The organism is Allofranklinella schreckenbergeri (assembly GCF_003703475.1).
Taxonomy (GTDB): Bacteria; Pseudomonadota; Gammaproteobacteria; order Burkholderiales; family Burkholderiaceae_C; genus Lampropedia; species Lampropedia schreckenbergeri.
Genome location: NZ_RDQM01000008.1, coordinates 121,948 through 147,946 on the forward strand (window position 1 = coordinate 121,948; position 25,999 = coordinate 147,946).

At 57.8% G+C, this 25,999-nt stretch carries 27 protein-coding genes; 5 read left to right on the forward strand and 22 right to left on the reverse strand.

The features are described from left to right. Positions 1–1,029, forward strand: a complete 1,029-nt coding sequence (gene rsgA, locus EBQ26_RS07740) for a ribosome small subunit-dependent GTPase A (protein ID WP_122238438.1) — start codon at positions 1–3, stop codon at positions 1,027–1,029. A 79-nt stretch (positions 1,030–1,108) separates the two neighbouring features. Here rsgA and EBQ26_RS07745 read toward each other — a convergent pair whose 3' ends face one another. From EBQ26_RS07745 to EBQ26_RS07775, 7 genes are all read right to left on the reverse strand, one after another. Then, positions 1,109–1,714: a hypothetical protein gene (locus tag EBQ26_RS07745; protein WP_122238439.1), complete on the reverse strand. Its 606-nt coding sequence runs from the start codon at positions 1,712–1,714 to the stop codon at positions 1,109–1,111. Between the two features lie 106 nt (positions 1,715–1,820). Continuing rightward, positions 1,821–2,867, reverse strand: a complete 1,047-nt coding sequence (gene fmt, locus EBQ26_RS07750; RefSeq protein WP_122238440.1) for a methionyl-tRNA formyltransferase — start codon at positions 2,865–2,867, stop codon at positions 1,821–1,823. Positions 2,868–2,970: 103 nt separating this feature from the next. Beyond that, the gene (locus tag EBQ26_RS07755; protein ID WP_122238441.1) at positions 2,971–3,522 is read right to left on the reverse strand and encodes a hypothetical protein; all 552 of its coding nucleotides are present in this window, start codon (positions 3,520–3,522) and stop codon (positions 2,971–2,973) included. 157 nt (positions 3,523–3,679) lie between these two features. Next, positions 3,680–4,816: a PilT/PilU family type 4a pilus ATPase gene (locus EBQ26_RS07760; RefSeq protein ID WP_122238442.1), complete on the reverse strand. Its 1,137-nt coding sequence runs from the start codon at positions 4,814–4,816 to the stop codon at positions 3,680–3,682. A gap of 72 nt (positions 4,817–4,888) precedes the next feature. Beyond that, positions 4,889–5,569, reverse strand: coding sequence for a cyclic nucleotide-binding domain-containing protein (locus EBQ26_RS07765; protein ID WP_124779339.1), 681 nt, complete (start codon positions 5,567–5,569; stop codon positions 4,889–4,891). 15 nt (positions 5,570–5,584) lie between these two features. After that, positions 5,585–6,628 carry a type IV pilus twitching motility protein PilT gene (locus EBQ26_RS07770; RefSeq protein WP_122238444.1) on the reverse strand — a complete coding sequence of 348 codons (1,044 nt, stop codon included), beginning with the start codon at positions 6,626–6,628 and terminating at the stop codon, positions 5,585–5,587. A gap of 255 nt (positions 6,629–6,883) precedes the next feature. Beyond that, complete coding sequence (locus EBQ26_RS07775; RefSeq protein ID WP_122238445.1) at positions 6,884–7,921, reverse strand: peptidoglycan-binding domain-containing protein; 1,038 nt, start codon at positions 7,919–7,921, stop codon at positions 6,884–6,886. A gap of 475 nt (positions 7,922–8,396) precedes the next feature. On the opposite strand from EBQ26_RS07775, the gene EBQ26_RS07780 reads away from it, so the two are divergent. Beyond that, positions 8,397–8,933: a Dps family protein gene (locus EBQ26_RS07780; RefSeq protein WP_122238446.1), complete on the forward strand. Its 537-nt coding sequence runs from the start codon at positions 8,397–8,399 to the stop codon at positions 8,931–8,933. A 173-nt stretch (positions 8,934–9,106) separates the two neighbouring features. Continuing rightward, positions 9,107–10,027 carry a cysteine synthase A gene (cysK, locus tag EBQ26_RS07785; RefSeq protein WP_122238447.1) on the forward strand — a complete coding sequence of 307 codons (921 nt, stop codon included), beginning with the start codon at positions 9,107–9,109 and terminating at the stop codon, positions 10,025–10,027. A 161-nt stretch (positions 10,028–10,188) separates the two neighbouring features. Here cysK and EBQ26_RS07790 read toward each other — a convergent pair whose 3' ends face one another. After that, complete coding sequence (locus EBQ26_RS07790) at positions 10,189–10,383, reverse strand: YgaP family membrane protein (RefSeq protein WP_122238448.1); 195 nt, start codon at positions 10,381–10,383, stop codon at positions 10,189–10,191. Positions 10,384–10,554: 171 nt separating this feature from the next. Between EBQ26_RS07790 and uvrA the strand changes: the two genes are divergently transcribed. Beyond that, positions 10,555–13,578 carry an excinuclease ABC subunit UvrA gene (gene uvrA / locus EBQ26_RS07795; protein ID WP_122238449.1) on the forward strand — a complete coding sequence of 1,008 codons (3,024 nt, stop codon included), beginning with the start codon at positions 10,555–10,557 and terminating at the stop codon, positions 13,576–13,578. Between the two features lie 296 nt (positions 13,579–13,874). On the opposite strand, the gene EBQ26_RS07800 is transcribed toward uvrA, so the two are convergent. The 8 genes from EBQ26_RS07800 to rpsP all read right to left on the reverse strand — a co-directional run bounded on the left by EBQ26_RS07800 (position 13,875) and on the right by rpsP (position 19,191). Beyond that, positions 13,875–14,393: an OmpA family protein gene (locus EBQ26_RS07800; protein ID WP_122238450.1), complete on the reverse strand. Its 519-nt coding sequence runs from the start codon at positions 14,391–14,393 to the stop codon at positions 13,875–13,877. A gap of 38 nt (positions 14,394–14,431) precedes the next feature. Further along, positions 14,432–14,965, reverse strand: a complete 534-nt coding sequence (locus EBQ26_RS07805; RefSeq protein ID WP_122238451.1) for a YfiR family protein — start codon at positions 14,963–14,965, stop codon at positions 14,432–14,434. A 128-nt stretch (positions 14,966–15,093) separates the two neighbouring features. Beyond that, complete coding sequence (rph, locus tag EBQ26_RS07810) at positions 15,094–15,828, reverse strand: ribonuclease PH (protein ID WP_122238452.1); 735 nt, start codon at positions 15,826–15,828, stop codon at positions 15,094–15,096. Between the two features lie 44 nt (positions 15,829–15,872). Next, the gene (locus EBQ26_RS07815) at positions 15,873–16,625 is read right to left on the reverse strand and encodes a CoA pyrophosphatase (protein WP_122238479.1); all 753 of its coding nucleotides are present in this window, start codon (positions 16,623–16,625) and stop codon (positions 15,873–15,875) included. A 217-nt stretch (positions 16,626–16,842) separates the two neighbouring features. Continuing rightward, a complete protein-coding gene (rplS, locus tag EBQ26_RS07820; protein WP_122238453.1) occupies positions 16,843–17,217 on the reverse strand; it encodes a 50S ribosomal protein L19 in 375 nt (124 codons plus the stop codon). Between the two features lie 134 nt (positions 17,218–17,351). Further along, positions 17,352–18,161 carry a tRNA (guanosine(37)-N1)-methyltransferase TrmD gene (gene trmD, locus EBQ26_RS07825; RefSeq protein WP_122238454.1) on the reverse strand — a complete coding sequence of 270 codons (810 nt, stop codon included), beginning with the start codon at positions 18,159–18,161 and terminating at the stop codon, positions 17,352–17,354. A 1-nt stretch (position 18,162) separates the two neighbouring features. Beyond that, positions 18,163–18,846 (reverse strand): ribosome maturation factor RimM, encoded by a 684-nt coding sequence (gene rimM, locus EBQ26_RS07830; protein ID WP_238944231.1) that lies wholly within the window; start codon positions 18,844–18,846, stop codon positions 18,163–18,165. A gap of 87 nt (positions 18,847–18,933) precedes the next feature. Beyond that, positions 18,934–19,191 carry a 30S ribosomal protein S16 gene (gene rpsP, locus EBQ26_RS07835; protein ID WP_122238455.1) on the reverse strand — a complete coding sequence of 86 codons (258 nt, stop codon included), beginning with the start codon at positions 19,189–19,191 and terminating at the stop codon, positions 18,934–18,936. 150 nt (positions 19,192–19,341) lie between these two features. Between rpsP and cutA the strand changes: the two genes are divergently transcribed. Then, positions 19,342–19,662 (forward strand): divalent-cation tolerance protein CutA, encoded by a 321-nt coding sequence (gene cutA, locus EBQ26_RS07840; RefSeq protein WP_122238456.1) that lies wholly within the window; start codon positions 19,342–19,344, stop codon positions 19,660–19,662. On the opposite strand, the gene EBQ26_RS07845 is transcribed toward cutA, so the two are convergent. From EBQ26_RS07845 to cyoB, 6 genes are all read right to left on the reverse strand, one after another. Beyond that, a complete protein-coding gene (locus EBQ26_RS07845) occupies positions 19,663–20,673 on the reverse strand; it encodes a S49 family peptidase (RefSeq protein ID WP_238944232.1) in 1,011 nt (336 codons plus the stop codon). A 28-nt stretch (positions 20,674–20,701) separates the two neighbouring features. Beyond that, positions 20,702–21,376, reverse strand: a complete 675-nt coding sequence (locus EBQ26_RS07850; RefSeq protein WP_122238457.1) for an HAD-IA family hydrolase — start codon at positions 21,374–21,376, stop codon at positions 20,702–20,704. Positions 21,377–21,397: 21 nt separating this feature from the next. Beyond that, positions 21,398–22,816, reverse strand: coding sequence for a replicative DNA helicase (gene dnaB, locus EBQ26_RS07855; protein ID WP_122238482.1), 1,419 nt, complete (start codon positions 22,814–22,816; stop codon positions 21,398–21,400). Between the two features lie 87 nt (positions 22,817–22,903). Then, a complete protein-coding gene (cyoD, locus tag EBQ26_RS07860; protein WP_122238458.1) occupies positions 22,904–23,284 on the reverse strand; it encodes a cytochrome o ubiquinol oxidase subunit IV in 381 nt (126 codons plus the stop codon). Further along, a complete protein-coding gene (gene cyoC / locus EBQ26_RS07865; protein WP_122238459.1) occupies positions 23,281–23,934 on the reverse strand; it encodes a cytochrome o ubiquinol oxidase subunit III in 654 nt (217 codons plus the stop codon). The genes cyoD and cyoC overlap by 4 nt, the downstream gene beginning before the upstream one ends. Positions 23,935–23,955: 21 nt before the next feature. Then, positions 23,956–25,983: a cytochrome o ubiquinol oxidase subunit I gene (cyoB, locus tag EBQ26_RS07870; RefSeq protein WP_122238460.1), complete on the reverse strand. Its 2,028-nt coding sequence runs from the start codon at positions 25,981–25,983 to the stop codon at positions 23,956–23,958. Positions 25,984–25,999 lie beyond the last annotated feature (16 nt).

Genomic DNA, 25,999 nt, shown 5'->3' on the forward strand with positions numbered 1-25,999 from the left:
ATGCGCCGCACTCGCCCCACCCCACCCGCAGCCCCCTTGTCAGATGGCTTGCACGAGGGCCTGATCGTCACCAGCCACGGCCGCCACTACATCGTTGAAAGCGCGGGCGGCCAGCGCCACCTCTGCCACCCGCGCGGCAAAAAAAGCCAAGCCGTTGTGGGCGACCGGGTGCAATGGCAAGCCCCCCGGCCCGGCCAGGGCGACGAAGGCAGCATCGAGCACATCGCCCCCCGGCGCAACCTGTTTTACCGACAGGACGAAATGCGCACCAAGGCCTTTGCCGCCAACATCGACCAAATCCTCATCCTCATCGCCGCCGAGCCGGTGTTCTCCGAGCGGCAACTGGCCAAAGCCCTGATCGCCGCAGAAGCTGCGGGCATCCCCGCGCTCATCGGCCTGAACAAGCAGGATTTAGGCCCAGCCTACGCCAGCGCCTGGCAGCGCCTGGCCGCATACCGCCAAATCCTCCCCGCTGGCGACAGCGCGCACAGCCCGGCCCCGCTCTACCCCGTGCTGCGCCTGCAACTGGACGCCGCGCACGGCGGCGACGACTTCCCCCAATTGCAGGCCCTGCTGCAAGGGCGCGCCACCTTGGTGCTAGGGCCATCGGGCGTGGGCAAAAGCACGCTCATCAACCGCCTCATCCCCGATGCCCAGGCGCAAACCGCCGAAATCTCCCGCGCGCTCAACAGCGGCCGCCACACCACCACCACCACCACCTGGTATTGGCTGGAGTGCGCACGCGGCAGCGCCGTGCTCGACTCGCCGGGCTTTCAGGAATTTGGCCTGCACCACATCGACCGCCAGGCGCTGGCGCGCTGGATGCCCGACATCGCCCGCCACGCCACGGGCTGCCGCTTCCACAACTGCACGCACATCCACGAGCCGCATTGCGTGGTGCGCGCCGCCGTGCTGCCCGAGGAGCCTACGGAGGCAGCACCCAATGCCGCCGAAGCCCCCGGCATCGCCCCATCGCGCTACGCGCTTTACAAGCACATTTTTGAGGAGCTGCCACAAGGGCGCGCCTGAATTTCCAAATCAAAAAACCGATTCCTGCAACACCATCATGCCGAAATCGGTTTTTTTCATGTGTTTTGATTTGTAATTTTCATGTTTCCATCCAGCGCTGGTAGGCCTGGCGCGTGCTGGGACTGACCGAGTCCAGGGCTTTTTCGCGTGTGACCTGATGGCGGAGCACCAGGCGGGCATCGGCCGTATTGCGGGACTTGCAAAACCAATGGCAACTGTGCTGAAACAGCAGCCATTCGGCCATCAGGCAATAGGCGCGATCTTTGGGGCCCAGGTTTTGCACGTTGTCCACCGCTTGGCGAATGCCCTCGGCGTGCAGCTTCAGCAGGGCGCGAAAGTCGCGCGTTGTGCCGGGCACCCAGCTTTCAATGCAGGGGAAATCCAGCGCCAGACGTCCCATGCGGGTTTGCTCGGCTGGCACGCGCGCCAGCGCGCGCGCCAAGTGCTCGGTTTGCGCTGCCAAAGCGCGCTCTGTGGCGGCAAAGGTCGGCCAGATTTGTTCCTGGCGCGCCAAGTCCGGCTCGTGAATGGCGCGCAAATAGCCGGTGGTGAGGGTTTGCATGTGCTGCTCGATTTGCAGGCCGGACAAATTTTCGGCCAGCAGCCGAATGCGTCGCGCCTGGCTGCGCCCGCGCACGACCAGCCACAAGACCAGGATGAGCAAGAGAAGCGAAGCGATATTCATATCTTCTTCAACGCGCTGAGGGGAAACGGAAACTGGAGCCAAAGGGGCGGCGCTGGCAGTGCCGCCGGCCTGAATGTGCGTGCCGCAAAGGCGTATGGGCAAGCGGCTAATGCGGCAGTGCGAACCGCTCGCCCGCCACCATCGCAAAGCCGCTGAGGAATGGCCCGGCTTGCAAACGCTTGCCGCCCGCGCGTTGCAGTTCCGTCAAGCACAGCGCGCCTTGGCCGCAGGCCACCACAATGCCTTGCTTGCGGTCCACCGACAGGATTTGCCCGGGCTGCGCGCCCGCAGCAGCCGCTGCCGCCGCCTCGGGCGCGATGGCGTGGGCGCGCCAGATTTTCAGGGTTTCGCCACGGGCGCTGGTCTCGCCACCTTGTTCTTGCGCGTGCAATGCCCCCAGAAACTCTGCCTGCGCGGCCGGAAAGGGGTTGAAGGCGCGGATTTGGCGGGCCAGGGCCTCGGCGCTGCGGCGCCAATCCAGGGCGCTTTCCGCGCGGCTGATTTTGTGGGCGTAGCTCACGCCCGCTTCGGGCTGCGGCGTGGCGGCCCAGCGCACGCGCACGCCCGTGGGGCCTGTCGGGCATTGCTGCAACACGCGCACGATGCATTGGCCGCCCAGCGTGGCCAGGCGGTCGTGCAGTTCGGCGGTGGTTTCGTCCGCGCCGATGGCCAGGGGCGTCATCTCGATCGTGTCGCCGGTATCCAGCCCTTCATCCATTTGCATGATGCTGATGCCCGTCTGGGTGTCGCCCGCCTCAATGGCGCGGTGGATGGGGGCGGCGCCGCGCCAGCGCGGCAGCAAGCTGGCGTGGATGTTCAGGCAACCCAGGCGGGGCAACTCCAGCACCCAGGCGGGCAGGATGAGGCCGTAGGCCGCGACCACCATCACGTCCAGATCCAGCGCGGCCAGCTCGGCTTGCGCGGCCCGGGCATCTTCGGCAAAGCGGCCATCCAGGCGCAGGCTGCGCGGTTGCAGCACGGGGATGCCGTGGGCTTGCGCCAATTGTTTGACGGGCGAGGGCTGTTCACGCATACCGCGCCCGGCTGGGCGATCGGGCTGGGTGAGCACCACTGCGGGCGTTAACCCGGCCTGCAACAGGGCGGCGAGGGCGGTTTGGGCAAATTCAGGGGTTCCAGCAAAAGCAAGGCGCATGGGGCAAAAATTTTTTCAGTTAATTTTTATTTCAAATCAAAAGAAATATCAATTCATATCAGTTATGCCGAAACAAGTTTATTTATTTTCTTTTGATTTGTAATTAGAAGGAGTTTTGTGGCATGTCTTCCTGGATGTTGACGGCCGTCACCCTTCCGTTCTCGACGGTGAGCACGACGGCGTAGTAGCGCGTGTGCTCCCGAAAGCCATACAGCCAGTGTTTGGCTTGGGCCGTCGCTGGCGGGCGGCTGGCCCGCAAGCGCTCTTGGAGCGCATCGTCGCGCTCTTGCAAGATGGAGCTGCGCGGCGCTTCTTGCCGGATTGGCGGGCCAAAGTGGTGCAGCACCTGCTGGCTATCCCAGCCCGGCTGGACTTGCGCAAAGGCCGCCCGGCTCCATGCAGAGCCTTGCTGCTGCACGCGACCTTGAGCGTCAAACACGATGCGCTGGCGCTGCAACGTCCGCACGCCCGTGTCGTAAAACCAGATGCTGCCTTGTTTGCTGGCATAGACGGCCAGCGGTTCGCCCCAAAGGCTACGCGCTTCGGCCTGGCTGGCGCCCATTGCCAGGCCGGAAGCCGTCGGGGGCTGGTTGGCGCAAGCGGCCAAAGCGGCGGCCACCAGAAAGGCGATGGCACAAGAGCGAGGGGAGTGCATGCAAAAGCCTGATGGGAGCGGAGTTGAACAACGGAGCGAGGCAGGCGCGGGCAGGAGGCCAGGGCAAATTGGGGGCAAATTGGGGCGCGATTGTGCCGCAATTGCGCTATATCTCGCCAAGCCCATCCAAGCTCAGCCCCGTCGCGCCAGAGCGCACTCAAATCACCGACAGGTGCTCCGTGCCTGCGGCCAGGTCTTTCGTGCGCGCGCGGTTGCTGTGCAGCTTGATTTGCAGGCGCAAGTCGTTGAGGGAGTCGGCATTGCGCAGGGCGTCTTCGTAGCTGATGACGTTGGCCTCGAACAGGTCGAACAGGGCCTGGTCAAAGGTTTGCATGCCTTGGTTGCGGCTGAGTTTCATGGCCTCTTTGATCTCGGCAACTTCGCCCTTGAAGATCAAATCGGCCACGCGCGGCGTGTTGAGGAGAATTTCAATGGCGGCAACGCGGCCTTTGCCGTCCTGGCGCGTGACCAGGCGCTGCGACATGATGGCGCGCAGGTTCAGCGAGATATCCATCAGCAACTGCGCGCGGCGCTCCTCCGGGAAGAAGTTGATGATGCGGTCCATCGCCTGGTTGGCGCTGTTGGCGTGCAGCGTGGCCAGGCACAAGTGGCCGGTTTCGGCAAAGACGATGGCGTTTTCCATGGTTTCGCGGTCGCGAATCTCGCCCATCAAGATCACGTCCGGCGCTTGGCGCAGGGAGTTTTTCAGGGCCACGTCCCAGGAATCCGTATCCAGCCCCACCTCGCGTTGGGTGACGACGCAATTCTTGTGGGCGTGCACGAATTCCACCGGATCTTCAATCGTGACGATGTGGCCGTGGGAGTGCTCATTGCGCCAATCCACCATCGCGGCCAGCGAGGTCGATTTACCCGAGCCGGTCGCGCCCACCAAAATGCACAGGCCACGCTTGGTCATGGCAATGTCTTTGAGGATTTGCGGCAGCCCCAGGCCATCAATGGTGGGCAGGGTCAAGGGAATCACCCGCAGCACCAACCCCACATGCCCTTGCTGGATAAAAGCGTTGACCCGGAAGCGCCCGACCCCGGCTGGCGAAATGGCGAAGTTGGCCTCCTTCGTGCGCTCGAACTCCGCCGCCTGCTTGTCGCTCATGATGGAGCGCGCCAGCGCCAGCGTGTGCGCGGGCGTGAGCGGCTGGGGCGATACCTTGGTGATCTTGCCGTCCACCTTGATCGCGGGCGGGAAGTCGGCCGTGATGAACAAGTCGCTGCCGTTGCGGCTGACCATCAGCTTGAGCAAGTCGTTGATGAATTTACTGGCCTGATCGCGTTCCATGATTTCTCCTCTGTGGCCCAGCCCTGGGGCGGCTGAAAATTGCGGTGGCGGCGCTGTCTGCGGTTACTGCGGTTACGAGCCAAGTTTGGCGCTGAGCGAGCGCAGCCGGATGGAGAGCTTGCGCGCCAGCACCAGTATCAAGCGGGCCGCCAATTGCGGTTGATTGTGCAGCATCTCCTCCAGCCCCTCGCGCGTGAGCACGGCCAGATCGCAGGGCGTGAGGCTGACGCAGGAAGAAAAGCGCAAGCCATGATCGAGCAGCGACATCTCCCCGATCAAATCGCCCACGCTGGTCTCGGCCAGGCGCATGTTTTTCCCGGCGGCATCCAGCCGCTCCACGGCCATCGCGCCGGTGAGCTGCACCAGCATGTAATCGCCGTATTCACCTTGCTGGATGACTTCGCGGTCGGCCGCAACGTGAAAGTAATCCCAAAACATCCCCAAGGCGCTGAGTTCCTGGCGGTTAAAAGGCTGATTGGGGCCTTGGTGCGCCCAGGCGGTTTGCAGCAGCATCACGCCTCTGTCGCGGCCTAAGCGCTTGGCGCCCAGATTGTCCGCCCGGGTTTGCCACGGCACGACAAGCCCCGCGCCCGGGCCATTCGGGGCGAGCAGTGATTGAAACAAGACGGATTCGCCCGCCACGCCTGCACGATAGCCCTCCGGCGCATCCATGCCGTCTAACGGCAGCACTGGCGACGCCACGGGCGGGGGCGCAGGCTCCTGCGCCGATTTTTTAGAGCGATTCCACCACACGCGCTGCACTCCCGATTACAGGGGGAAGTTCTCCGGAATCTTGGCTTTCATGCGCGCATCGCGTGCGCTGATGACGTTGCGCCGCACCAGCTCCACCAGGTTTTGGTCCAGCGTCTGCATGCCAATGCTTTGGCTGGTCTGGATGGTGGAGTACATCTGCGCCACCTTGGCCTCGCGGATCAGGTTGCGAATCGCTGGCGTGCCCAACATGATTTCATGCGCGGCCACACGGCCTGAGCCGTCCTTGGTCTTGAGCAGGGTTTGCGAAATCACCGCCTCCAGCGATTCGGACAGCATGGAGCGCACCATTTCTTTTTCTTCTGCGGGGAACACGTCAATCACCCGGTCAATGGTTTTGGCCGCGCTGGAGGTGTGCAGCGTGCCAAACACCAAGTGCCCCGTCTCCGCCGCCGTCAAAGCCAGGCGGATGGTTTCCAGATCGCGCAGCTCGCCCACCAAAATGGCGTCCGGGTCTTCCCGCAATGCGGAGCGCAAAGCGGCCGTGAACGAGTGCGTCATCGGCCCGACCTCACGCTGGTTGATCAGGCACTTTTTCGATTCGTGCACGAACTCGATCGGATCCTCCACCGTCAGGATGTGGCCGTACTCGCTCTCGTTGAGGTGGTTGATCATGGCCGCCAGCGTGGTGGACTTGCCCGAGCCGGTCGGCCCCGTCACCAGCACCAGGCCACGCGGCTTGAGCGCCAAATCGGCAAAAATCTTGGGCGCATTGAGCTGCTCCAGCGTCAGCACCTTGCTCGGAATGGTCCGGAACACCGCCGCCGCGCCGCGGTTCTGGTTGAAAGCATTGACCCGAAAGCGCGCCAAGCCATCGACCTCAAAGGAGAAATCCACCTCCAGAAATTCCTCATACGTCTTGCGCTGGGCATCGCTCATGATGTCGTAAATCATGGAAAACACCGCGCGGTGGTCGAGCGGCTCGACGTTGATGCGCCGCACATCGCCGTTGACGCGAATCATGGGCGGCAGGCCTGCGGAGAGGTGCAGGTCAGAGGCTTTGTTTTTGACGCTGAATGCCAGCAGTTGGGTGATATCCACGTTTACATTTCCTCGCAAGCAGATACGAATGCCTGCAATTATCGCCCTCCAGCCACCGCTTACAGCCACCCGATAGCCCGTTCTGGAAGTCGGCGCGGGCGTCAATTGACAACGATGTTTTCCGTGTCGTCAATAACCAACGATGGATTTGCAAAGCCGTTTTGCAGGGCCACAAAAAAGGCGGCCTATCTTTGCTAGACCGCCTGATCGTCATGGCCCCCAACGGGGCCGCAGTGCGCCAATGGCCGACTGTTCTTACTGTTCCGACAAAGCCTGCATCGTAGCCTTGTCCAAACGCCCGGTGACCGCCAGGCCGTTATCGCGCTGGAACGCGCGCAGGGCATTAACCGTGCGCTGGCCCATCTTGCCGTCCGGCGAGCCTGCGTCGTAGCCCATGTCGTTGAGCATTTGCTGCGCCGAGCGCACGCTCACGCGCGGGCCTTTCACGTGGGTTTGGGAAGGGGCAACGCCGCCATCCACACCCAAGCGCCCACCGCCGCCCAGGCCCTGCCCTTTGACGGTCTGCGCCTGGTAGTTGCGCAGCGAGCGCACCATTTGGTTGTAGGCATCCATGAAAGCGGCCGTCAGCAACTGGCCTTGCGGGGTATTGCTGTAGCCGCCCAAACCTGCGCCAGCGCCGCCGCCGAACAGCGAGCCAAAGCCGCCCAAATCGGTCTTGCCCGCGCTGCCTTGCGAGGCCGAAACCTGCACGCCCGAGCGGTTATCCACCAAAGTCAGCATGGCCGCGGCTTCACGGCGCTTGGTATTGGCGCCAATGGCCGCCAGGGCCTGGCCGCCACCGCCGCCGATGAGGCCGCCCACGGCCCCCATCCAGCCGCCGGTGTTGTCGGAGCTGAACACCACCTCGGGCTGCAAGGCGTAATCAGAGGCGACCATTTGCCCGCCGCCGAAGTTGCTGCCCCCGCGCATTTGGCCGCTTCGCATCAGCGCGCGCTCGCGCTGCATCGCGTTCATGCCCGCAGCGCTGCGCTCGACCACCACAAAGCAGTTCGATTGCTGAATCAACAGGCGCAGCAGGTTGGAAGTGGGCGGCAGTTGGTATTCGCCACGCAAGATGGTGTACCAGCCAGCGTCCTGGTTTTCCACCAGCGACACCGTGCCCAACGGCGCATCGCAACGCTCCAGTTGCGAATTCGCGCCAGCCGCATGGCTGCCAGCCGCCCCGCCCGTGGCCATCGTGTTGCCGCCGCCGAGCTGCAAGCCCGTTGTCTGGCAGCCCGTCAAAGCCATTGCACCCAGGGCCAGCGCGCCCCAAATCGCCGTCTTACGCATGCGAATCACCTCCTTGAAAAACAATAAACGGGCATGGACAGGCTCCGTCCGCCCCATGCCCCGCAGTCAAAGCCGACGATTCTAGCCCTCGCACCCCTTGGCCTTCAGGGGGCTTACCCGATGCAATCGCAACAATTGTTTTCAATGCCCGGCACTTTATTTCATTTCAATAGAAAATCAATTTCATTACAAACATGCCGAAATAGGACAATTTTTATTCTTTTGATTTGAAATAAAAACAGCGCCCCCCATGCGACCCGCCTGACGATGGGGCCCAGCCCCTGATGCGCCAGCCGCACTGCCTATCGCCGCCATTGCCAAACTTCATTGGCTTTCGCCGCCAGCGGGCACGACAATAACGCCACCACCCGCAAACAAGCGCCCCATGACAGGGGCCGGGTCAACGCCAAAGAGGCCGGTCGCCTTCGCGGCGCATTGCATGTTTTCAACCAGATTTCAACCAGAGGAGCCATCCATGCCTAAAACCAGCAAAACCACCAAAGCAGCCACCACCAAGCGCACGGCCACTGGCGTGCCTGCCATCAACATCGGCATCAACGACAAAGACCGCGCGGCCATTGCCTCCAGCCTCTCGCGCCTGCTGGCCGACACCACCACGCTGTACCTGACCACGCACAACTTCCACTGGAACGTCACCGGCCCGATGTTCAACACCCTGCACGCGATGTTCATGGATCAGTACACCGAGCTGTGGAACGCCATCGACCCCATCGCCGAGCGCATCCGCTCGCTGGGCCATTTCGCCCCCGGCTCTTACGCCGAGTTCGGTCGCCTGACCTCGCTGGCCGACGCGCCCGACCAACCGCCCTCTGCGCTGGAGATGGTGCGCATCCTCATCGAAGGCCATGAAAGCGTGGCCCGCACCGCGCGCGATATCTTCCCCCTGGCCGAAAAAGCCAGCGATGAGCCCACTGCCGACTTGCTCACGCAGCGCCTGGCCGTGCACGAGCAAACCGCGTGGATGCTGCGCTCGCTGCTGGTCGAGCAGTGATCCAGCCGCCCCGCCCACAACGCCCGCCCTTGCCGCATATGGAGCTGTGGCATATCGATAGAAGATAAATATCGTTCCCCAGGCCGGGCAAAGGGCACACAATGGGCGCCGTTGTGTTCAAGGGCGCTGCCGCAAGACACTGCGGCAGCGCCCTTTCTCTTGAAGGAAACGCCATGCCCTACCAAAACGTCCTCGAAACCATTGGCCGCACGCCGCACATCCGCATCAACCGCTTGTTTGGCCCCGAGGCCAAGGTCTGGATCAAGGCCGAGCGCACCAACCCCGGCGGCTCCATCAAAGACCGCATCGCGCTGGCCATGGTCGAGGCCGCCGAGCGCAGCGGCGAGCTTCAGCCCGGCGGCACCATCATCGAGCCTACTTCGGGCAACACCGGCATCGGGCTGGCACTGGTGGCCGCCGTCAAAGGCTATCGCCTGATTCTGGTCATGCCCGAGAGCATGTCGCTGGAGCGCCGCCGCCTGATGCTGGCCTACGGCGCGCGTTTTGAACTCACCCCCAAAGCGGCGGGCATGAAAGGCGCCATCGCCCGCGCCGAAGAACTCAAGGCCCAAACGCCCGGCGCGTGGATCGCCCAGCAGTTTGACAACCCCGCCAACATCGAAGTGCACATGCGCACCACCGCTGAGGAGATCGCCGCCGACTTCCCCGAGGGGCTGGACGCCATCATCACCGGCGTGGGCACGGGCGGGCATCTCACCGGCGTGGCGCGCGCGCTCAAGGCGCGTTGGCCGCAACTGAAAGTATTTGCGGTGGAACCCAAAGACTCGCCCGTCATCTCCGGCGGCCAGCCCGCGCCGCACCCCATCCAGGGGCTGGGCGCAGGCTTTATCCCGAAAAACCTCGATGTCAGCCTGCTCGATGGCGTGATCCAGGTCGAAGCCGAAGCCGCCCGCGAATACGCCCGCCGCTGCGCCGCGCAGGAAGGGTTGCTGGTGGGCATTTCCTCCGGCGCCACGCTGGCCGCCATTGCGCAGCAGCTCCCCCAATTGCCCGATGGCGCGCGCGTGCTGGGCTTTAACTACGACACGGGCGAGCGCTACCTTTCCGTCGAAGGCTTCTTGCCCGCCGCATAAAAAGCGCCCCATTATTACCAATCAAAAGGAAAAATAATTCCCTTGTTTCGGCATGATAGGCACGCAGCCAAATTTCCTTTGAAAGAAATATCTTGACACAAAAAGGCGGCCACTACGGGCCGCCTTTTTTCCTATGCGTTCCTATGCGCGCCGGCGCAAGCTCAACGCTTATCCAGCGGGCAAGTGTTGATGCCCAACAGCGGGTACAGCGGGCAGAAGCTGAACAGCCCCGTCACCAGTGGCACGATGCCCAGGTAGCCCCACCAGCCCACGACATTGAACGCAGCCAAGGCAATCAGCACCACGCCGACCACGATGCGCAAGATTCGATCGATACCACCAACGTTCAGCTTCATCTGTCACTCCTTTGGATAGGTTTGTCAAAAAATCAATAGGGCATACGCTATCACACTTTGTCACAACTAGGGGCAATCCCTGACTCCGTGGCGTGCCCCCCGCAGACCTGGCCCCTGCCCAGGCGCCCTTGCTATCATGCCCGGTTGCATTTTTTTCTTGCCTGCACTGGGATGAGTTCCACCACCAATTCCGCCGCCACGCCCGCAGTTTGCGCACCTTCGCATGGGCACGACTGCATCAGCATCCGTGGCGCGCGCACCCACAACCTGAAAAACATCGATCTCGATATCCCGCGCCACAAGCTCATCGTCATCACCGGCATGTCCGGCTCGGGCAAATCCTCGCTGGCGTTCGACACGCTGTACGCCGAAGGCCAGCGGCGTTATGTGGAAAGCCTCTCCGCTTACGCCCGCCAGTTCCTGGGGCGGCTGGACAAGCCCGATGTGGACATGATCGAGGGCCTCTCGCCGGCCATCTCCATCGAGCAAAAAGCCACCAGCCATAACCCGCGCTCCACCGTCGGCACCGTCACCGAGATCAGCGATTACCTGCGCCTGCTCTATGCGCGCGCAGGCACACCCTATTGCCCTACGCATCAGTTGCCGCTGGCCGCACAAACCGTCAGCCAAATGGTCGATGCCATCCTGGCGCTGCCCGAAGGCACCAAGCTGATGCTGCTGGCCCCCGTGGCGCGCGGCAAAAAGGGCGAATTTGCCGATCTGTTTGAAGCCATGCGCGCGCGCGGCTTTGTGCGCTTTCGCGTCGATGGGCAGACGGTGAGCGAAGAAGACCTGCCCACCCTCAAAAAGAACGACCGGCACGATATCGACGTCGTCGTCGATCGCCTCAAAGTTCGCCCCGACATGCGCCAGCGCCTGGCCGAGAGCTTTGAAACGGCTTTGGGCATTGGCGGCGCCAACGCCAGCGGGCGCGTCATCGCGCTGGAGATGGACAGCGGCGTCGAGCACAACTTCAGCGCCAAATTCGCCTGCCCGCATTGCGACTACAGCCTGCCCGAGCTGGAGCCACGCCTGTTCTCCTTCAACTCCCCCATTGGCGCCTGCCCCAGTTGCGACGGCCTGGGCGTCAGCGAGGTGTTCGACCCCGCACGCATCGTCGCCTTCCCCTCGCTCAGCCTGGCCGCTGGCGCCATCAAGGGCTGGGACAGGCGCAACGCCTACTACTTCGGCCAACTCCAAAGCCTGGCCGCGCATTACGGCTTTGACGCCGAGCACACCCCCTTCGAGGAACTGCCCGCGCACGTGCGCGAAGTCATCCTGCACGGCTCCGGCCAGGAAGAAATCCGCTTCACCTTCATCGCCGAAAGCGGCCCCGGCAAAGGCCAGCCCATCGAGCGCCTGCGGCCCTTTGAAGGCATCGTCCCCCACTTCGAGCGGCGCTACCGCGAGACCGACTCCACCGCCGTGCGCGAGGAGCTGGCGCGATACCGCAGCGCACAAACCTGCCCGGCCTGCCAGGGCGCGCGCCTGCGCCAGGAGGCGCTGCACGTCAAAGTGGGCGAAGGCGCGCACGCGCGCCCCATCCAGCACGTCGTGCACGACACGCTGGCCGAGGCGCTGCGCTGGTTCGAGCAACTGCAACTGAGCGGCGCCAAGGCCGAGATCGCCGCCAAAATCGGGCGCGAAATCGCCACGCGGCTGCGCTTTCTCAACAACGTCGGCCTGGACTACCTCAGCCTGGAGCGCAGCGCCGACACCCTCTCCGGCGGCGAAGCCCAGCGCATCCGCCTGGCCAGCCAAATCGGCTCGGGCCTGACCGGCGTCATGTACGTGCTGGACGAACCCAGCATCGGCCTGCACCAGCGCGACAACGACCGCCTCATCGCCACGCTGGAGCATCTGCGCGACATCGGCAACAGCGTGCTCGTCGTCGAGCACGACGAAGACATGATGCGCGCGGCCGACCACATCATCGACATGGGCCCCGGCGCGGGCGTGCATGGCGGCCAGGTCGTTGCCCAAGGCGATTTCGCCGCCATCTGCGCCCACACTGACTCGCTCACCGGGCGCTACCTCTCTGGCGCGCTGCGCATCGACGTGCCCGCCGCGCGCACGCCCTGGCAGGCCATACCCGCTGCCCGGGCCAACGCTGGTGCGCCCTTCCAGGCCGCCACAGCCACTACAGCATCCACCACAGAAGCCCAGCCAAGCCCCCTCGCCTACCAGACCCTGCGCATCGTCGGCGCCCACGGCAACAACCTGCGCCACGTCGATGTGGACATCCCCATCGGCCTCATCACCTGCGTCACCGGCGTATCCGGCTCCGGCAAAAGCACCCTGGTCAACGACACGCTGTACGCCGCCGTCGCCCAACGCCTTTACCGCGCCCACACCGAACCCGCCCCCCATCAGGAACTGCTCGGCCTGGAATGGCTGGACAAAGTCATCAACGTCGATCAAGCCCCCATCGGCCGCACCCCGCGCAGCAACCCCGCCACCTACACCGGCCTGATGACCCCCATCCGCGATCTGCTGGCGCAAGTGCCCACCGCGCAAGAGCGCGGCTACGGCCCCGGACGCTTTTCCTTCAACGTCGCCGGCGGGCGCTGCGAAGCCTGCCAGGGCGATGGCATGGTCAAAGTCGAAATGCACTTTCTGCCCGATGTGTACGTGCCCTGCGACATCTGCCACGGCCGCCGCTACAACCGCGAAACGCTGGAAGTGCGCTGGAAAGGCCACAACATCGCCGACATCCTCGACATGACGGTGGAAAACGCCCTGGCCGTCTTCCAAAGCGTGCCCGCCATCGCCCGCAAACTGCAAACCCTGATGGACGTGGGCCTGTCCTACATCCGCCTGGGCCAAAGCGCCACCACCCTCTCCGGCGGCGAAGCCCAGCGCGTCAAACTCGCCCTGGAACTCTCGCGCCGCGACACCGGCCGCACGCTTTACATCCTGGACGAACCCACCACCGGCCTGCACTTTGCCGACATCGCCCTGCTCGTCCAAGTCCTGCAACGCTTGCGCGACGCGGGCAACACCGTCGTCGTCATTGAGCACAACCTGGACGTCATCAAAGTCGCCGACTGGATCATCGACATGGGCCCCGAAGGCGGCCAGGGCGGCGGCCAAGTCATCGCCCTGGGCACGCCTGAAGCCATTGCCCAGCACCCCGCCAGCCATACCGGACGCTATCTGCGCGACGTTTTGGCGCGAGGACGACGCACAACATAAATACACCTCAAAGGAAAATCATCTTATTAACCAAATTGCCGAAACAAGGCGATTTTATTTCCTTTGATATGTAATTTATTGAAGTAGCAGGCTCTTCCACGGCTGCAAAACAGCCTCAAACCACCCACGACGGGGGCAGAAAGCCATGACCTGGGGGAAAAACAACAAAGGGCGCATCACGCGCCCTTTGTCCATTGCTGCATTTTTGAGAAATCGTGATAAATCAAGCGGCTGTTGCATCAACCCATCCCAAAGCCCATCACACCTTCCTCAAAAAGACAGCCCAGAAAGTCCTTTTATTTCGCAGCCGGCACAAGCCCGCCAGCCACACCCACCACCAGCGTCACCCGGCGATTTTCCGCACGCCCCTCAGGCGTTGCATTATCCGCAATGGGAGCGGAAGCGCCCTTGCCCACTACCTTGAGCTTGTGCACATCCTGGCCAAGGGCCACCATTTCATCGGCCACCGCCTGCGCACGCTGCTCCGACAAACGCTGGTTGTGCTGGTCAGCCCCGCGATTATCGGTATGACCTTCCAGCTTCAGATAGCCAATGCCAATCTCCTTAAACAGCCCCGTGATCCGGGCAATCACTGCTTTGGCTTCCTCACTGAGATCGGACGAATCCGTTTCAAAGAGAATTTTCCCAGCCAAATCGTAGGACATCCCTTTATCGATATGCACAAAGCCGAATTCTTCCAACGCATGAATTTGCTCAGCAGTCAAGCCGCTGGCATGCGTTTGTGGCACCGTTTGGCATGCTGTCAATACCAGGACGGCCAGGGAAAGGAAAAAAGAACGCAAAAAGAAAAGCATGGTACGAAAATCAATTGTGAAGCTGCACCCAACAAGACTCAGGGCTGTTTTTGTGCATCGGGTTGCGCCAGCGTTAATACCCACGGATTCAGCCGCACCCCACTGCGCGCCACCAAATCCAGATTCACCTCAAATGCTGCCGGCATTGCATAGAGATAAATACAAAAAAAAGAAATTTCACTGCAATGCGTTGGATTTTGCCGAATAGTCACCACCGGTTTGCCAACCAATGGCCTGAGCAAATTCTCCGCATAGGCATCGGACAAATTACCCACATACAGCACCTCGCACTCGTCCAAATTACCCGCATCCGTGGTGGACACATGCCGAATATCCAGCTCGCCATGACGCGAACGCAAGGGGTGCTCTCTGAGCGATCGCTCCAGAGCATCATGCCCGGCCACGCAAACCAGCAATGGGGCTTTCATTTGTGGCCATTGAGAATACTCAATCACCCCTGCAACCAGACGACGCAGCTGCAGGGTGACCGAGGCTTCATCGGCCCTCGCTGTGCCGCAAACCCCGCTGAGCACGAGGCTGCATACGCACATCAACCATGTTTTTTTGCCCATGGATTACCCCATATCGACGCCAAACCGCCGCCACTATCCAACCGCAAGCGCAAAACCTATCAGTTCAAGGACAGGCATCTTGCAATCCTCCAACCCTGTTCAAGGCCGCAGATTGTAATGTGCCCTCCTCAAGGCCTGCTCAGCGCTTCTTGCTGTAACGCAAACAACTGTTCAATGCCTTGACCGGCCAAATCCAGCAAAGCATCCATTTGGGTGCGTGAAAATGCCGCACCTTCTGCCGTACCCTGGACTTCCACAAAATGGCCCGACGCTGTCATGACGATATTCATGTCCGTATCGCAAGCGCTGTCCTCCGAATATTCCAAATCCAATAAAGCCTGGCCCTGCACGATCCCTACAGAAACCGCCGCCACTGCTTCGCGGATGGGGTTTTGCGCAATCATTCCCTGCCGAAGCAACCACGTCACTGCATCATGCGCGGCAACATAAGCGCCCGTAATAGCTGCTGTGCGCGTGCCGCCATCGGCCTGCAAAACATCGCAATCCAAATGGATGGAGCGCTCACCCAACTGCTCCAAATCGAACACGGCGCGCAAGGAGCGGCCAATCAAACGCTGAATTTCCTGTGTGCGCCCGGTTTGTTTGCCCTTGGCCGCCTCGCGCTGGCTGCGCGTATGCGTGGCGCGCGGCAACATCCCGTATTCGGCGGTCACCCAACCCTGCCCGGAGCCTTTTTGATGCGGCGGCACACGTTCTTCCACCGAGGCTGTACATAAAACCTGCGTATGGCCAAATGCCACCAAAACCGATCCCTCAGCATGCATGGTATAGCCGCGTTCAATGCGCACGGGACGCAGCGCATTGGCGGCGCGCTGTTGAGCGCGGATAAAAGTTGAATGCATCCAATCCTCTGAAAATCAAAAAAACGAATACGCAAAAACCGATTTCAAGGTTTTGAATAAGGTGCGCGCATAAACCAATAAAAATTTCTCAAAATACTGGCCGTCACGCCCCAAATAAAATATTCCTGCTCTTTTTCCAGATAAGGCATGGAGAGCCAGCGCCGCTCCATGCCATCCATCTGGAACACATGGTGGCGGTGGTTGGCCGGATTCAGCAAAAAACGCAGCGGCACCTCAAAAATCTCATCCACCTCATGCGGGTTGGCCTGCAAGGGCAACCCCGGCGGCACGATTCCCACCACTGGCGTCACCTCAAACCCCGTACCTGTCAGATAGCTGGGCAACTGGCCCAGCACCTGCACCCGCTCTGGCTGCAAGGCGACTTCTTCTTGCGCCTCTCTCAAAGCCGCGGCGACAACGTCCTCACCCGGATCCAAACGCCCGCCCGGGAAAGCCACCTGGCCCGAATGGGTGTTGAGGCGCGAGGAACGCCTCGTCAGCAACACGGTGGGCTGCGGCTGCGCCACGATGGGGATCAGAACGGCCGCGGCAATGGGGGTAAAGCCCGGCGAAAAATCCAGCCATTGGCTTTCCGTCACCCATTCCGGCGTCCACACCGGCTGGCGCTCAAATCGCTCACGCAGCGCTGCGATGGATTGCGCCGCATCGGGCACGGCCAGCAAATGCCGATCCACTTGAATGACAGGCACATCCTGCGGACGCAAGCCTTGCGGCAGCCGAATGCGCGGCCTTTGCGGCGGCCTGAGTTCAGGCAGGGGCTTTTGATCGGGCGACATAAACAAATACAGGCTTGGCAGAAAGAACAAATTTCAATTCAAAAGAAAATCAAATCTCCACCCAACATGCCGAAAAAATATTATTTTATTTCCTATTGAATTAAAATTAAAAAGCCGACGCTCTGTATGCTTGTGCCATAAGAAAACCGCCGCAACGGCCAAAGGGCAGTGCGGCGGTGTTTCACGATTTCGATCGCAAGGCAAAGTTGCGCAGGGTTTAATCTGCAACCTTGACGCGCGAAGGCAGTTTTTCCTTGATGCGGGCAGATTTGCCACTGCGTTGGCGCAAGTAGTACAGCTTGGCGCGACGCACATCACCACGGCGCTTCACAGTGATGCTGGCGATCAAGGGGCTGTAGGTTTGGAAAGTACGCTCAACGCCTTCGCCGCTGGAGATTTTGCGCACCGTGAAGCTGCTGTTGAGGCTGCGGTTGCGCTTGGCAATCACCACGCCTTCGTAAGCCTGCACACGCTTGCGGTTGCCTTCCACCACGTTCACGTTCACCACCACGGTATCACCGGGGGAAAAATCGGGAATGTTTTTGTTCAACCGCGCAATTTCTTCGGCTTCCAGGGTCTGGATCAAGTTCATGTGTTGTCCTATCCGATCTTGCAAGGGCAAGGGTTGTATCAATGCCGGAATTGGCCCCGAGCCTATGCAGCCCAGGTGTATGCGCCCCTGTAGAGGATCGAAAAACCGCTGATTATAACCAGCGCACGCGCGCCTTATACGGTACTGCGTTTCAGCTCAGCCAGCCAATCCCGCTCTTGCTCGCTCAATTGCCCAACTTGCTCGGCTTTGGCCAACAAATCGGGCCTGCGCTGTGCACTCAACGCCAGACTTTGCTGGCGGCGCCAAACGGCAATGCGCGCATGGTCGCCGCTTAACAGCACATCCGGCACGCTTTGACCGCGCCAGTTCTCCGGTCGTGTGTAATGGGGGCAGTCCAGCAGTCCGCCTATATTGGGATGGAAGCTGTCTTGCATATGGCTTTGCGCATCGTGCAAAACTTCCGGCTGCAAACGCAAGACCGCATCCAGAAAAGCCGCCGCCGCAACCTCTCCGCCCGAGAGCACAAAATCACCAAGGCTGATTTGGCAGTCCACGTATGCATCCACAAAGCGCTGATCCACCCCCTCATAACGCCCGCATAACAGCACAGCGCCCTGCCCTCGCGCACCCGGTTGTGGCAGAGCAAAGCGGGCTATCAAGGCGTGCTGGAGCGGGTCGCCCACAGGCGTGAAAAACACCAGCGGCACCCGATCTTCGGCATCGGGCAGAGATTTCACGCCAACGACTTCGCCTCGCGCCAAACGGATGGCATCCACGCATCGGGCCAGCGGCTCAGCCAGCATCACCATGCCAGGCCCGCCGCCAAAGGGGCGATCATCAATGCGCCGGTAAGCGCCATCGGCGAAATCCCGCGGATTCCATAAATGCACCTGTACGCCTAGGGCCAAGGCGCGGCGATTCACCCCGTGCTCCAGGTAAGGCGAAATCAATTCAGGAAATAGCGTAATGACATCAAAACGCATATCAATAATCGGGTTGCCAATCCACCGTGATTTGCCGGTCTGACAAATCAACTGTATCGACATACACCCCCACAAAAGGGATCAAGTGCTCTTTCGGCTTGCCTTGCACTTCGCCCTGCACCACCAGTACGGACTGCGGCCCGTTGGAAAACAGTTTTTCCACTTGCCCCAGCCGAATGCCTTGGCGATTGCGCACCTCCAGCCCTATTAAGTCCACCCAGTAGAACTCCCCTTCGGGCAACACGGGGAAGGCACTGCGCGGCAAGGCAATCGTGGCGCCTCTCAATGCATGGGCGACGTCGCGATCATCCACTCCCTCGAATTTCGCAATCAACCCATCACTTTGGGGTTTCAGTTGTTCGACCCGCACATGCAAATGGGAGGTCAGCCATGGCACACCACGCGCATGGGCGCCTTGGGGAGGCGCAATAAACCATTCCTGCACTTCATGCAAAGCATCTGCATCGGCGCTGAAAGGGCTGATGCGAACCCATCCCTTCACTCCAAAAGCACCTGCGATATAAGCCAGATCAATCAACGCTTCGCTTGGCTCAGGCTCTGCGAGCGAGGCCAACAGCCCTCGGACAGTCTGCTCTTTTTCTTGACTAGGCCAGGAGCCTTTAGACATCTCGGTTGTAGCCTGTTCAGGCAACGATGGTTCGGAGGTTTTATACGCTTTGCTCATTCAGATTCCATACAGAAATCAACACAAAAAAACAGGCATTGCGCCCAAAGCGACAATGCCTGCCTTCATCAGAGCTTGCTACGGGAGTTAGGCCGCAACTTGCTGCTTAGCTGCTTGCTTGATCAAGCGCACCACCGTATCAGACGCCTGAGCGCCAACACCTTTCCAGTATGTCAAGCGATCATGGTCAATACGCAAGCCTTGCTCAGCCCCACGTGCATTGGGGTTGTAATAACCGATACGCTCAATAAAGCGACCATCACGGCGCACACGCTTATCGGCCACAACAATGTTGTAAAAAGGGCGAGCTTTGGAGCCGCCGCGGGAGAGTCTGATAACGACCATTTGTCAGTATTCCTTCAAGGAAAGGGTGAACCACAACAGACCACCACAAAAACAGCGTTTGAGACACGCGACATGACCACCCGGCCAGCGACTACGCTGCAAAGCCGCGCATTATAGCAAACCCTCTTTACCTCTACCCCAGCATCACCCATGAGCCTTTTGATTGTTTTCACCACCGTCGGCAATGAGGCCGATGCACACCGCCTTGCCGAGATCGCCTTAGCCAAGAGGCTCACGGCATGCGTTCATATCGATTCCATAGAAAGCCTGTACGAGTGGCAAGGCGCCATGGTCAACGAGCGTGAGTGGCGTATAGCGTTCAAAACCGATGCAGCCCATTGCACGATGTTGCAATCCGTCCTCGCTGAGCACCATCCCTATGACATTCCGGCCATTTATGCCGTTTCGGCTGTACATGTCGCTGCCCCCTTTGCCCAATGGCTTGGCAGCACCCTCTCCGAAAAACCTTGATCATTGCAATCGCGCTGCTTGCGCTCGGGCTTCCTGCATTGCTCCGCTTACAACACCAGCCCCTACGGAAGCACCCAGCCGTGCCGCCACTTTATCCACCCAGCTTTTATGCGGGCTGTAATCCACCAAGCGCTCGTGTTGAACGACATTACGTGCAACGGCATACATTGACCCGAGTTGATCCGCAAGCCCTAAAGCAATCGCCTCCTCTCCTGTCCATACCAATCCCGAAAACATATCCGGCGTTTCCTTTAAACGGCTTCCTCGCCCTGCTCTTACCACGGCAATAAACTGTTGATGGATCTGACGCAGCATTTTTTTTGCATGCAGCACATCATCCTGATTTTCAGGACTGAACGGATCCAAAAATCCTTTGTGATCGCCAGCCGAAAGCAAACGTCGCTCAACCCCTAATTTCTCCATGGTTTCCGTGAACCCAAAACCATTCATCAACACACCAATGCTGCCAACGATGCTCGCCTTATCCACATAAATACGATCTGCCGCAACTGCCACGTAATACCCACCCGAGGCTCCTATATCGCTGATAACTGCATAAATGGGTTTTTTGTGTTTTTCTTTAAGCCGCAGAATTTCATCATGGATAATTCCCGCCTGCACGGGACTTCCACCTGGTGAATTGATGGCCAAAACAACGGCTTTTGCATCTTCAGCTTCAAATGCCTTTCGTAGCGCAGGCACAAGATAGCGCGCGCTCGCATCCTGACCTTCTACAATAGTCCCATGAACACGGACAAAAGCTGTGTGCTCTTCTACCTTTGAAGGACCACTCACACTGCCCCCCATAGCTTTCCAAGTAATGAAGGCAATATAACTCGCGAACAAAAATAGGAAAAATATTCGCCAACGACGCGCGCGCCGCTGCTCTTTTAAACTAGCGAATGCCAGCTTTTCCAGCATGTCTCGCTCCCAACGACCCTGTTTATTTTTAATTTGTCCTGGGCGCTCTGCCCAAACATCGTCAGCCACAGACTCTTCGTAAGGTTTCACACCGCACCCCTTCTAAAAATCAATTCAATTATTTAAAACTCCCCACCTGAGAGCTGAGCCAAATATCCAAATCAGCAATTGAATCCAGAACAGCCAAGGGCTTCCAAGCTCGCAACTCCTGCTCCGCATGGGCACCATATGTCACACCGAGACTTGGACTATTCGCGTTATAAGCCATTTGCAAATCATGACTGGTATCTCCAATCATTAATAATTGATTAGGCTGAACATCCCACACTTGCATCAGCTCTTCCAGCATCAATGGATTGGGCTTGCCAGCTGTTTCATCGGCGGTCCGACTATCATGAAACAAGTCTTGTAAATCATGGCATTTCAACAAATGGTCTAACCCTCGCCGACTTTTCCCCGTCGCCACCGCCAACAAAAATCCGCGCTCTTTCAAGCCTTGAAGCATCGGAATCACACCATCAAAAAAGACAATATCTTCCTGTCTGCGAAGATAGTGGTAGCGGTAACGATTGGCCAAATCCGCGTAAGCTTTTGGTGATAAATTCGGCGCCACCTTAGCAAGAGCCGAATGCAACTCCATTCCAATAACCCAGCGAGCTTCCTCTAATGTTGGCGGATCCTCACCCAGATCGCGGACAGCATCTTGAATACTCAAAGCAATCAAGGCAGTGGAATCAAACAGCGTGCCATCCCAATCAAAGGCTAACATCTTAAATTGATGCGAGTGACTCATACAATAGAAAATCCATTCAAATCAGAAAGATGGCTCATCTCCAAGAGCCAAATTTTCGAAACGTGTTTGATCTTTCTGAAAATACAAATTCACTGTTCCAGTTGGTCCATTTCGCTGTTTTCCAATAATGATCTCTGCCTGATTCGGAGCCTTGCTGTTTTCTTTATTGTAATAATCATCCCGATAAATAAACATAATTACATCAGCATCTTGTTCAATAGCTCCTGACTCACGCAAATCGCTCATCATGGGGCGCTTATCTGTGCGCTGCTCAACGCTTCGATTGAGCTGTGAAAGCGCAATCACAGGACATTGCAGTTCTTTGGCAAGCATTTTCAAACCACGTGATATTTCTCCCAGCTCGGTGGCTCGATTCTCCTCTGAGGAATTGCCCGAGCCACTCATAAGCTGCAAATAATCCACCACGATTAATCCCAAGCGACCGCATTGGCGCGCCAACCGACGCGCATTCGCACGCAATTCAGTAGGAGTTAACCCCGGTGTTTCATCAATATGCATGGAAACATTACGCAGTCTCTCGACCGCCTCTGTTAAACGAGGCCATTCTTCGTCGCTTAAACGCCCCGTGCGCAATCGCTGCTGATTGATGCGTCCAATAGAACCAACGATACGCACAGCCAACTGTGTCGCTCCCATTTCCATGGAAAAAATGGCTACAGGCAGACATTCATGCAAAGCCACATGTTCTGCAATATTGATTGCAAAAGCCGTTTTCCCCATAGAGGGACGCGCAGCCAAAACAACAAGATCCCCTGGTTGTAGGCCACTGGTCATTCTATCTAGATCATTAAAACCGGTAGGTACGCCTGTAATATCATGTGGGCTTTGCGACATTTCCTCCACATGATCCAATAACTGCACCACAAGACCATCCAAAGACTGGAAGCCCTGCTTCATGCGCGAACTTTCCTCTGCAATGCTGAAAACTTTAGCCTCTGCCTCATCCAAGATCTGTCCGACCTCCTTTCCCTTTGGACTAAAGGCATTAGAGGCAATTTCATCACTGGCAGCAATCAACTTTCGCAGAATGGCCCGCTCACGAATAATCTCAGCATATCGACGAATATTCGCTGCACTTGGAACGTATTGCGCCAACGCATTCAAATACTCGATCCCGCCTATTTCTTCTGCGCTCCCTACGCCTCTCAAATATTCAAATACCGTCACCACATCTGCCGGGCGATCATTCTCTAACAAGGCCGCAATAGCTGCATAAATCTTCTGATGTTCATTGCGATAGAAATCGCTAGGCTGGAGAAGGTCGGAAACCCGCTCCCACATCATATTATCTAGCAACAACCCTCCAAGAACGCTTTGCTCCGCCTCAACCGACTGAGGGGGCAAACGAAGATTGGCAACTTGCGGATCAACAGATTCCGGACCACTAAAAATATTCGAAGTAGAAATTGCATCAACCATAAAAAAACAATAGCGTAAAAAGAAAACCCTGCCGATTTTCATCAGCAGGGCACTCTTCAAAATAAAACCCAGAACACGTTAATCGAATCAGCGACGAATAACGTCTCGAGCACTTTCAGGCACATACTCAAAATTGTGGTGCGGGCGCATGTGGTTATGCAGTTTATTGACAATCCAAATAGACCCAACCAAACAAACAGCCACCGTCAAAACCGTACCAACCAAAGTGATCAATGTCCATCCGTCCTCCGTATTGGGCTTAAGATGCAAGAAGAACACCAAGTGCACAATCATTTGCACTAATCCCAGACCCAAAATCCAGCCTATCGTGGCAGTTTTGCTATCCAGTACATCAGCCATAACCAACCAGAATGGTATGACCGTAAGAATGACCGAAAGCACAAAGCCAACAATATACTCATTTAATGTGCCGTGGCCTGATTTGGCGTGATGACCATGCTCACTCATTCCAAAACCCCCATCAAATAAACAAACGAGAAAACGCAGATCCAAATCAGGTCCAGGAAGTGCCAGAACATCGACAGGCACATCAACCGACGATTATTGGCCTCAATCAAGCCACTTTTACGCAACTGAAATACCAGAGTCAGCAACCAAATGATGCCGAACGTCACGTGAAGACCATGCGTGCCTACCAACGTAAAGAAGGACGACAGGAAGGCGCTCCGGTGAGGACCGGCCCCAACATGAATCAGATGGTAGAACTCATAAATTTCAATAGCCAAGAACGCCAGACCAAAGGCAGCAGTAATCAGCAACCACTTAATGGTTCCTTGCACATTGCCTTTATAGGACTGCAACATCGCGAACCCGAAGGTGATCGACGAAAAAAGCAGCATAAAAGTATTGACAAGAATCAACGGCAACTCAAACAGATCTGCCGGCGATGGCCCGGCCGCATAGCTGCGACCCAGGATTGCATACATGGCGAACAAGATTGCAAAAATCAAGCAATCTGTCATCAAGTAAATCCAAAAGCCCAATCCGGTCGTATTGTTATGACCATGGGAGTAACCATGGTCATGACCGCCAGCATGCGGATCCTCAACGAGATAATAGACTCGCTCCCCTTTTGGCACAGTAGCTGTGACTGTCATGATACTAAATACTCCCGTTAATCAGTTCACACCAGCCGCAGCCAACTGACGCGTGCGATTTTCTTCAACGCGCGCCACATCTTGGGCGGGGATGAAATAGTCACGATCATAGTTGAATGTGTGATAAATGGTGTAACCAATCATCGCAGCAAAAGCAATTGCCGCCAGCCACCACACATACCAGATCAAAGCAAAAGTCATTACGACACCAAGACCACTAATAATCATGCCTGCACTGGTATTTTTAGGCATATGAATAGGCACAAAGCCTTCTTTGGGGCGCTTATAACCATGACGCTTCATGTCCCACCAAGCATCAATATCATGCACAACGGGAGTAAAAGCAAAGTTGTACTCAGGCGGAGGAGAGGATGTCGACCACTCCAGACTACGGCCATCACCCCAGGCATCGCCCGTCAGATCGCGCGTCTTATCACGCTGCAGCCAGCCCACAGCAATAGACATCACGAAAGACAAGATACCCACCAGGATCATGACCCCGCCAATCAAGGCCACGATGAAATAGCCGTTCAACGAGGTATCTTCAAACTGACTGAGGCGACGCGTCACCCCCATCAGGCCCATGATGTACAGCGGCGTAAACGCCACCCAGAAGCCCAGGAACCAGCTCCAGAAAGAGACCCGACCCCAAAAATCGTTCATTTTGAAGCCAAACGCTTTGGGGAACCAGAAAGTCAAACCGGCAAACAAGGCGAACACCACACCACCAATAATCGTATTGTGGAAGTGAGCCACCAAGAACAGGCTGTTATGCAGGATAAAGTCAGCCGCCGGGATAGCCAGCATCACACCCGTCATACCACCAATGACAAACGTGATCATGAAACCAATCGTCCACAACATAGGCACCTCAAAGCGCACCTGCCCTTTGTAGATCGTAAACAGCCAGTTAAAAATCTTCGCCCCAGTTGGTATGGAAATAATCATGGTCATAATGCCAAAAAAGGCATTGACATCTGCACCAGAGCCCATCGTAAAGAAATGGTGCAGCCACACAAGCATGGACAAAATCAGAATAATCATCGTGGCATAAACCATCGACGTGTATCCGAAGAGGCGCTTACGCGTCAAGGCTGGGACAATCTCCGAGAACAAGCCGAAAGCAGGCAGCACAAGCACGTAAACCTCAGGGTGACCAAAAATCCACACCAAGTTCACCATCATCATTGGATTACCACCAAGCTGATTAGTGAAGAAGGCTGTTCCCAGATAGCGATCCATCGTCAGCAGAATATAGGCCGCCGTCAACACGGGATAGATCATCAAAATCAGAATATTGGCCGCAAAGCTGGTCCAAACAAAAATAGGCATACGCATCCAGGTCATACCCGGGGCGCGCATACGGATAATTGTTACAACAATATTAATTGCACCCAGCGTCGTACCCACCCCAGCCAGGTTCAATGACCACAGGTAATAATCCATACCTGTACCAGGGCTGTAATCAATCCCGGAATGGGGAGGATATGCCAACCACCCTGTTTGCGCATACTCACCGACAAACAAAGAGATCATGGTCAGCACAGCACCAGCCGTTGTCAGCCAAAAACCCAAATTATTCAAAAACGGGAAGGCCACATCGCGCGCACCAATTTGCAGAGGCACAAGATAGTTGAAGAAACCCACCAAGATAGGCGTAGCCACAAAGAAAATCATAATCACAGCGTGCACTGTGAAAATCTGATCATAATGGTGAGGGTTGAGATAACCTTCACTCCCCCCCGAAGCCATAGCTTGGTGAATTCGCATCATCAAGGCATCAGCAAAACCACGCAACAGCATGATAATGCCCAAGATGATATACATGATGCCTATTTTTTTATGATCTATGGAAGTAAACCATTCCTTCCACAGATACCCCCACAATTTATATTTTGTGAGCACAGCCAACACCACCAGGCCAAGCAAGACCACACCCACGAAAGTGGCCATGATCACAGGCTCTTGCAGCATTGGGAATGTATGGTGATCCATCGTGATCCGCCCAAAGAGCGGATGCACATCTTCATTAAATATTGCGGCAGCCATTGTTATCCTAACTTTC

Coding starts and splice junctions, on each gene's coding strand:
- rsgA (WP_122238438.1), top strand. CDS start 1: ATGCGCCGCACTCGCCCCACCCCACCCGCAGCCCCCTTGTCAGATGGC.
- EBQ26_RS07745 (WP_122238439.1), bottom strand. CDS start 1,714: ATGAATATCGCTTCGCTTCTCTTGCTCATCCTGGTCTTGTGGCTGGTC.
- fmt (WP_122238440.1), bottom strand. CDS start 2,867: ATGCGCCTTGCTTTTGCTGGAACCCCTGAATTTGCCCAAACCGCCCTC.
- EBQ26_RS07755 (WP_122238441.1), bottom strand. CDS start 3,522: ATGCACTCCCCTCGCTCTTGTGCCATCGCCTTTCTGGTGGCCGCCGCT.
- EBQ26_RS07760 (WP_122238442.1), bottom strand. CDS start 4,816: ATGGAACGCGATCAGGCCAGTAAATTCATCAACGACTTGCTCAAGCTG.
- EBQ26_RS07775 (WP_122238445.1), bottom strand. CDS start 7,921: ATGCGTAAGACGGCGATTTGGGGCGCGCTGGCCCTGGGTGCAATGGCT.
- EBQ26_RS07780 (WP_122238446.1), top strand. CDS start 8,397: ATGCCTAAAACCAGCAAAACCACCAAAGCAGCCACCACCAAGCGCACG.
- cysK (WP_122238447.1), top strand. CDS start 9,107: ATGCCCTACCAAAACGTCCTCGAAACCATTGGCCGCACGCCGCACATC.
- EBQ26_RS07790 (WP_122238448.1), bottom strand. CDS start 10,383: ATGAAGCTGAACGTTGGTGGTATCGATCGAATCTTGCGCATCGTGGTC.
- uvrA (WP_122238449.1), top strand. CDS start 10,555: ATGAGTTCCACCACCAATTCCGCCGCCACGCCCGCAGTTTGCGCACCT.
- EBQ26_RS07800 (WP_122238450.1), bottom strand. CDS start 14,393: ATGCTTTTCTTTTTGCGTTCTTTTTTCCTTTCCCTGGCCGTCCTGGTA.
- EBQ26_RS07805 (WP_122238451.1), bottom strand. CDS start 14,965: ATGGGCAAAAAAACATGGTTGATGTGCGTATGCAGCCTCGTGCTCAGC.
- rph (WP_122238452.1), bottom strand. CDS start 15,828: ATGCATTCAACTTTTATCCGCGCTCAACAGCGCGCCGCCAATGCGCTG.
- EBQ26_RS07815 (WP_122238479.1), bottom strand. CDS start 16,625: ATGTCGCCCGATCAAAAGCCCCTGCCTGAACTCAGGCCGCCGCAAAGG.
- rplS (WP_122238453.1), bottom strand. CDS start 17,217: ATGAACTTGATCCAGACCCTGGAAGCCGAAGAAATTGCGCGGTTGAAC.
- trmD (WP_122238454.1), bottom strand. CDS start 18,161: ATGCGTTTTGATGTCATTACGCTATTTCCTGAATTGATTTCGCCTTAC.
- rimM (WP_238944231.1), bottom strand. CDS start 18,846: ATGAGCAAAGCGTATAAAACCTCCGAACCATCGTTGCCTGAACAGGCT.
- rpsP (WP_122238455.1), bottom strand. CDS start 19,191: ATGGTCGTTATCAGACTCTCCCGCGGCGGCTCCAAAGCTCGCCCTTTT.
- cutA (WP_122238456.1), top strand. CDS start 19,342: ATGAGCCTTTTGATTGTTTTCACCACCGTCGGCAATGAGGCCGATGCA.
- EBQ26_RS07850 (WP_122238457.1), bottom strand. CDS start 21,376: ATGAGTCACTCGCATCAATTTAAGATGTTAGCCTTTGATTGGGATGGC.
- dnaB (WP_122238482.1), bottom strand. CDS start 22,816: ATGGTTGATGCAATTTCTACTTCGAATATTTTTAGTGGTCCGGAATCT.
- cyoD (WP_122238458.1), bottom strand. CDS start 23,284: ATGAGTGAGCATGGTCATCACGCCAAATCAGGCCACGGCACATTAAAT.
- cyoC (WP_122238459.1), bottom strand. CDS start 23,934: ATGACAGTCACAGCTACTGTGCCAAAAGGGGAGCGAGTCTATTATCTC.
- cyoB (WP_122238460.1), bottom strand. CDS start 25,983: ATGGCTGCCGCAATATTTAATGAAGATGTGCATCCGCTCTTTGGGCGG.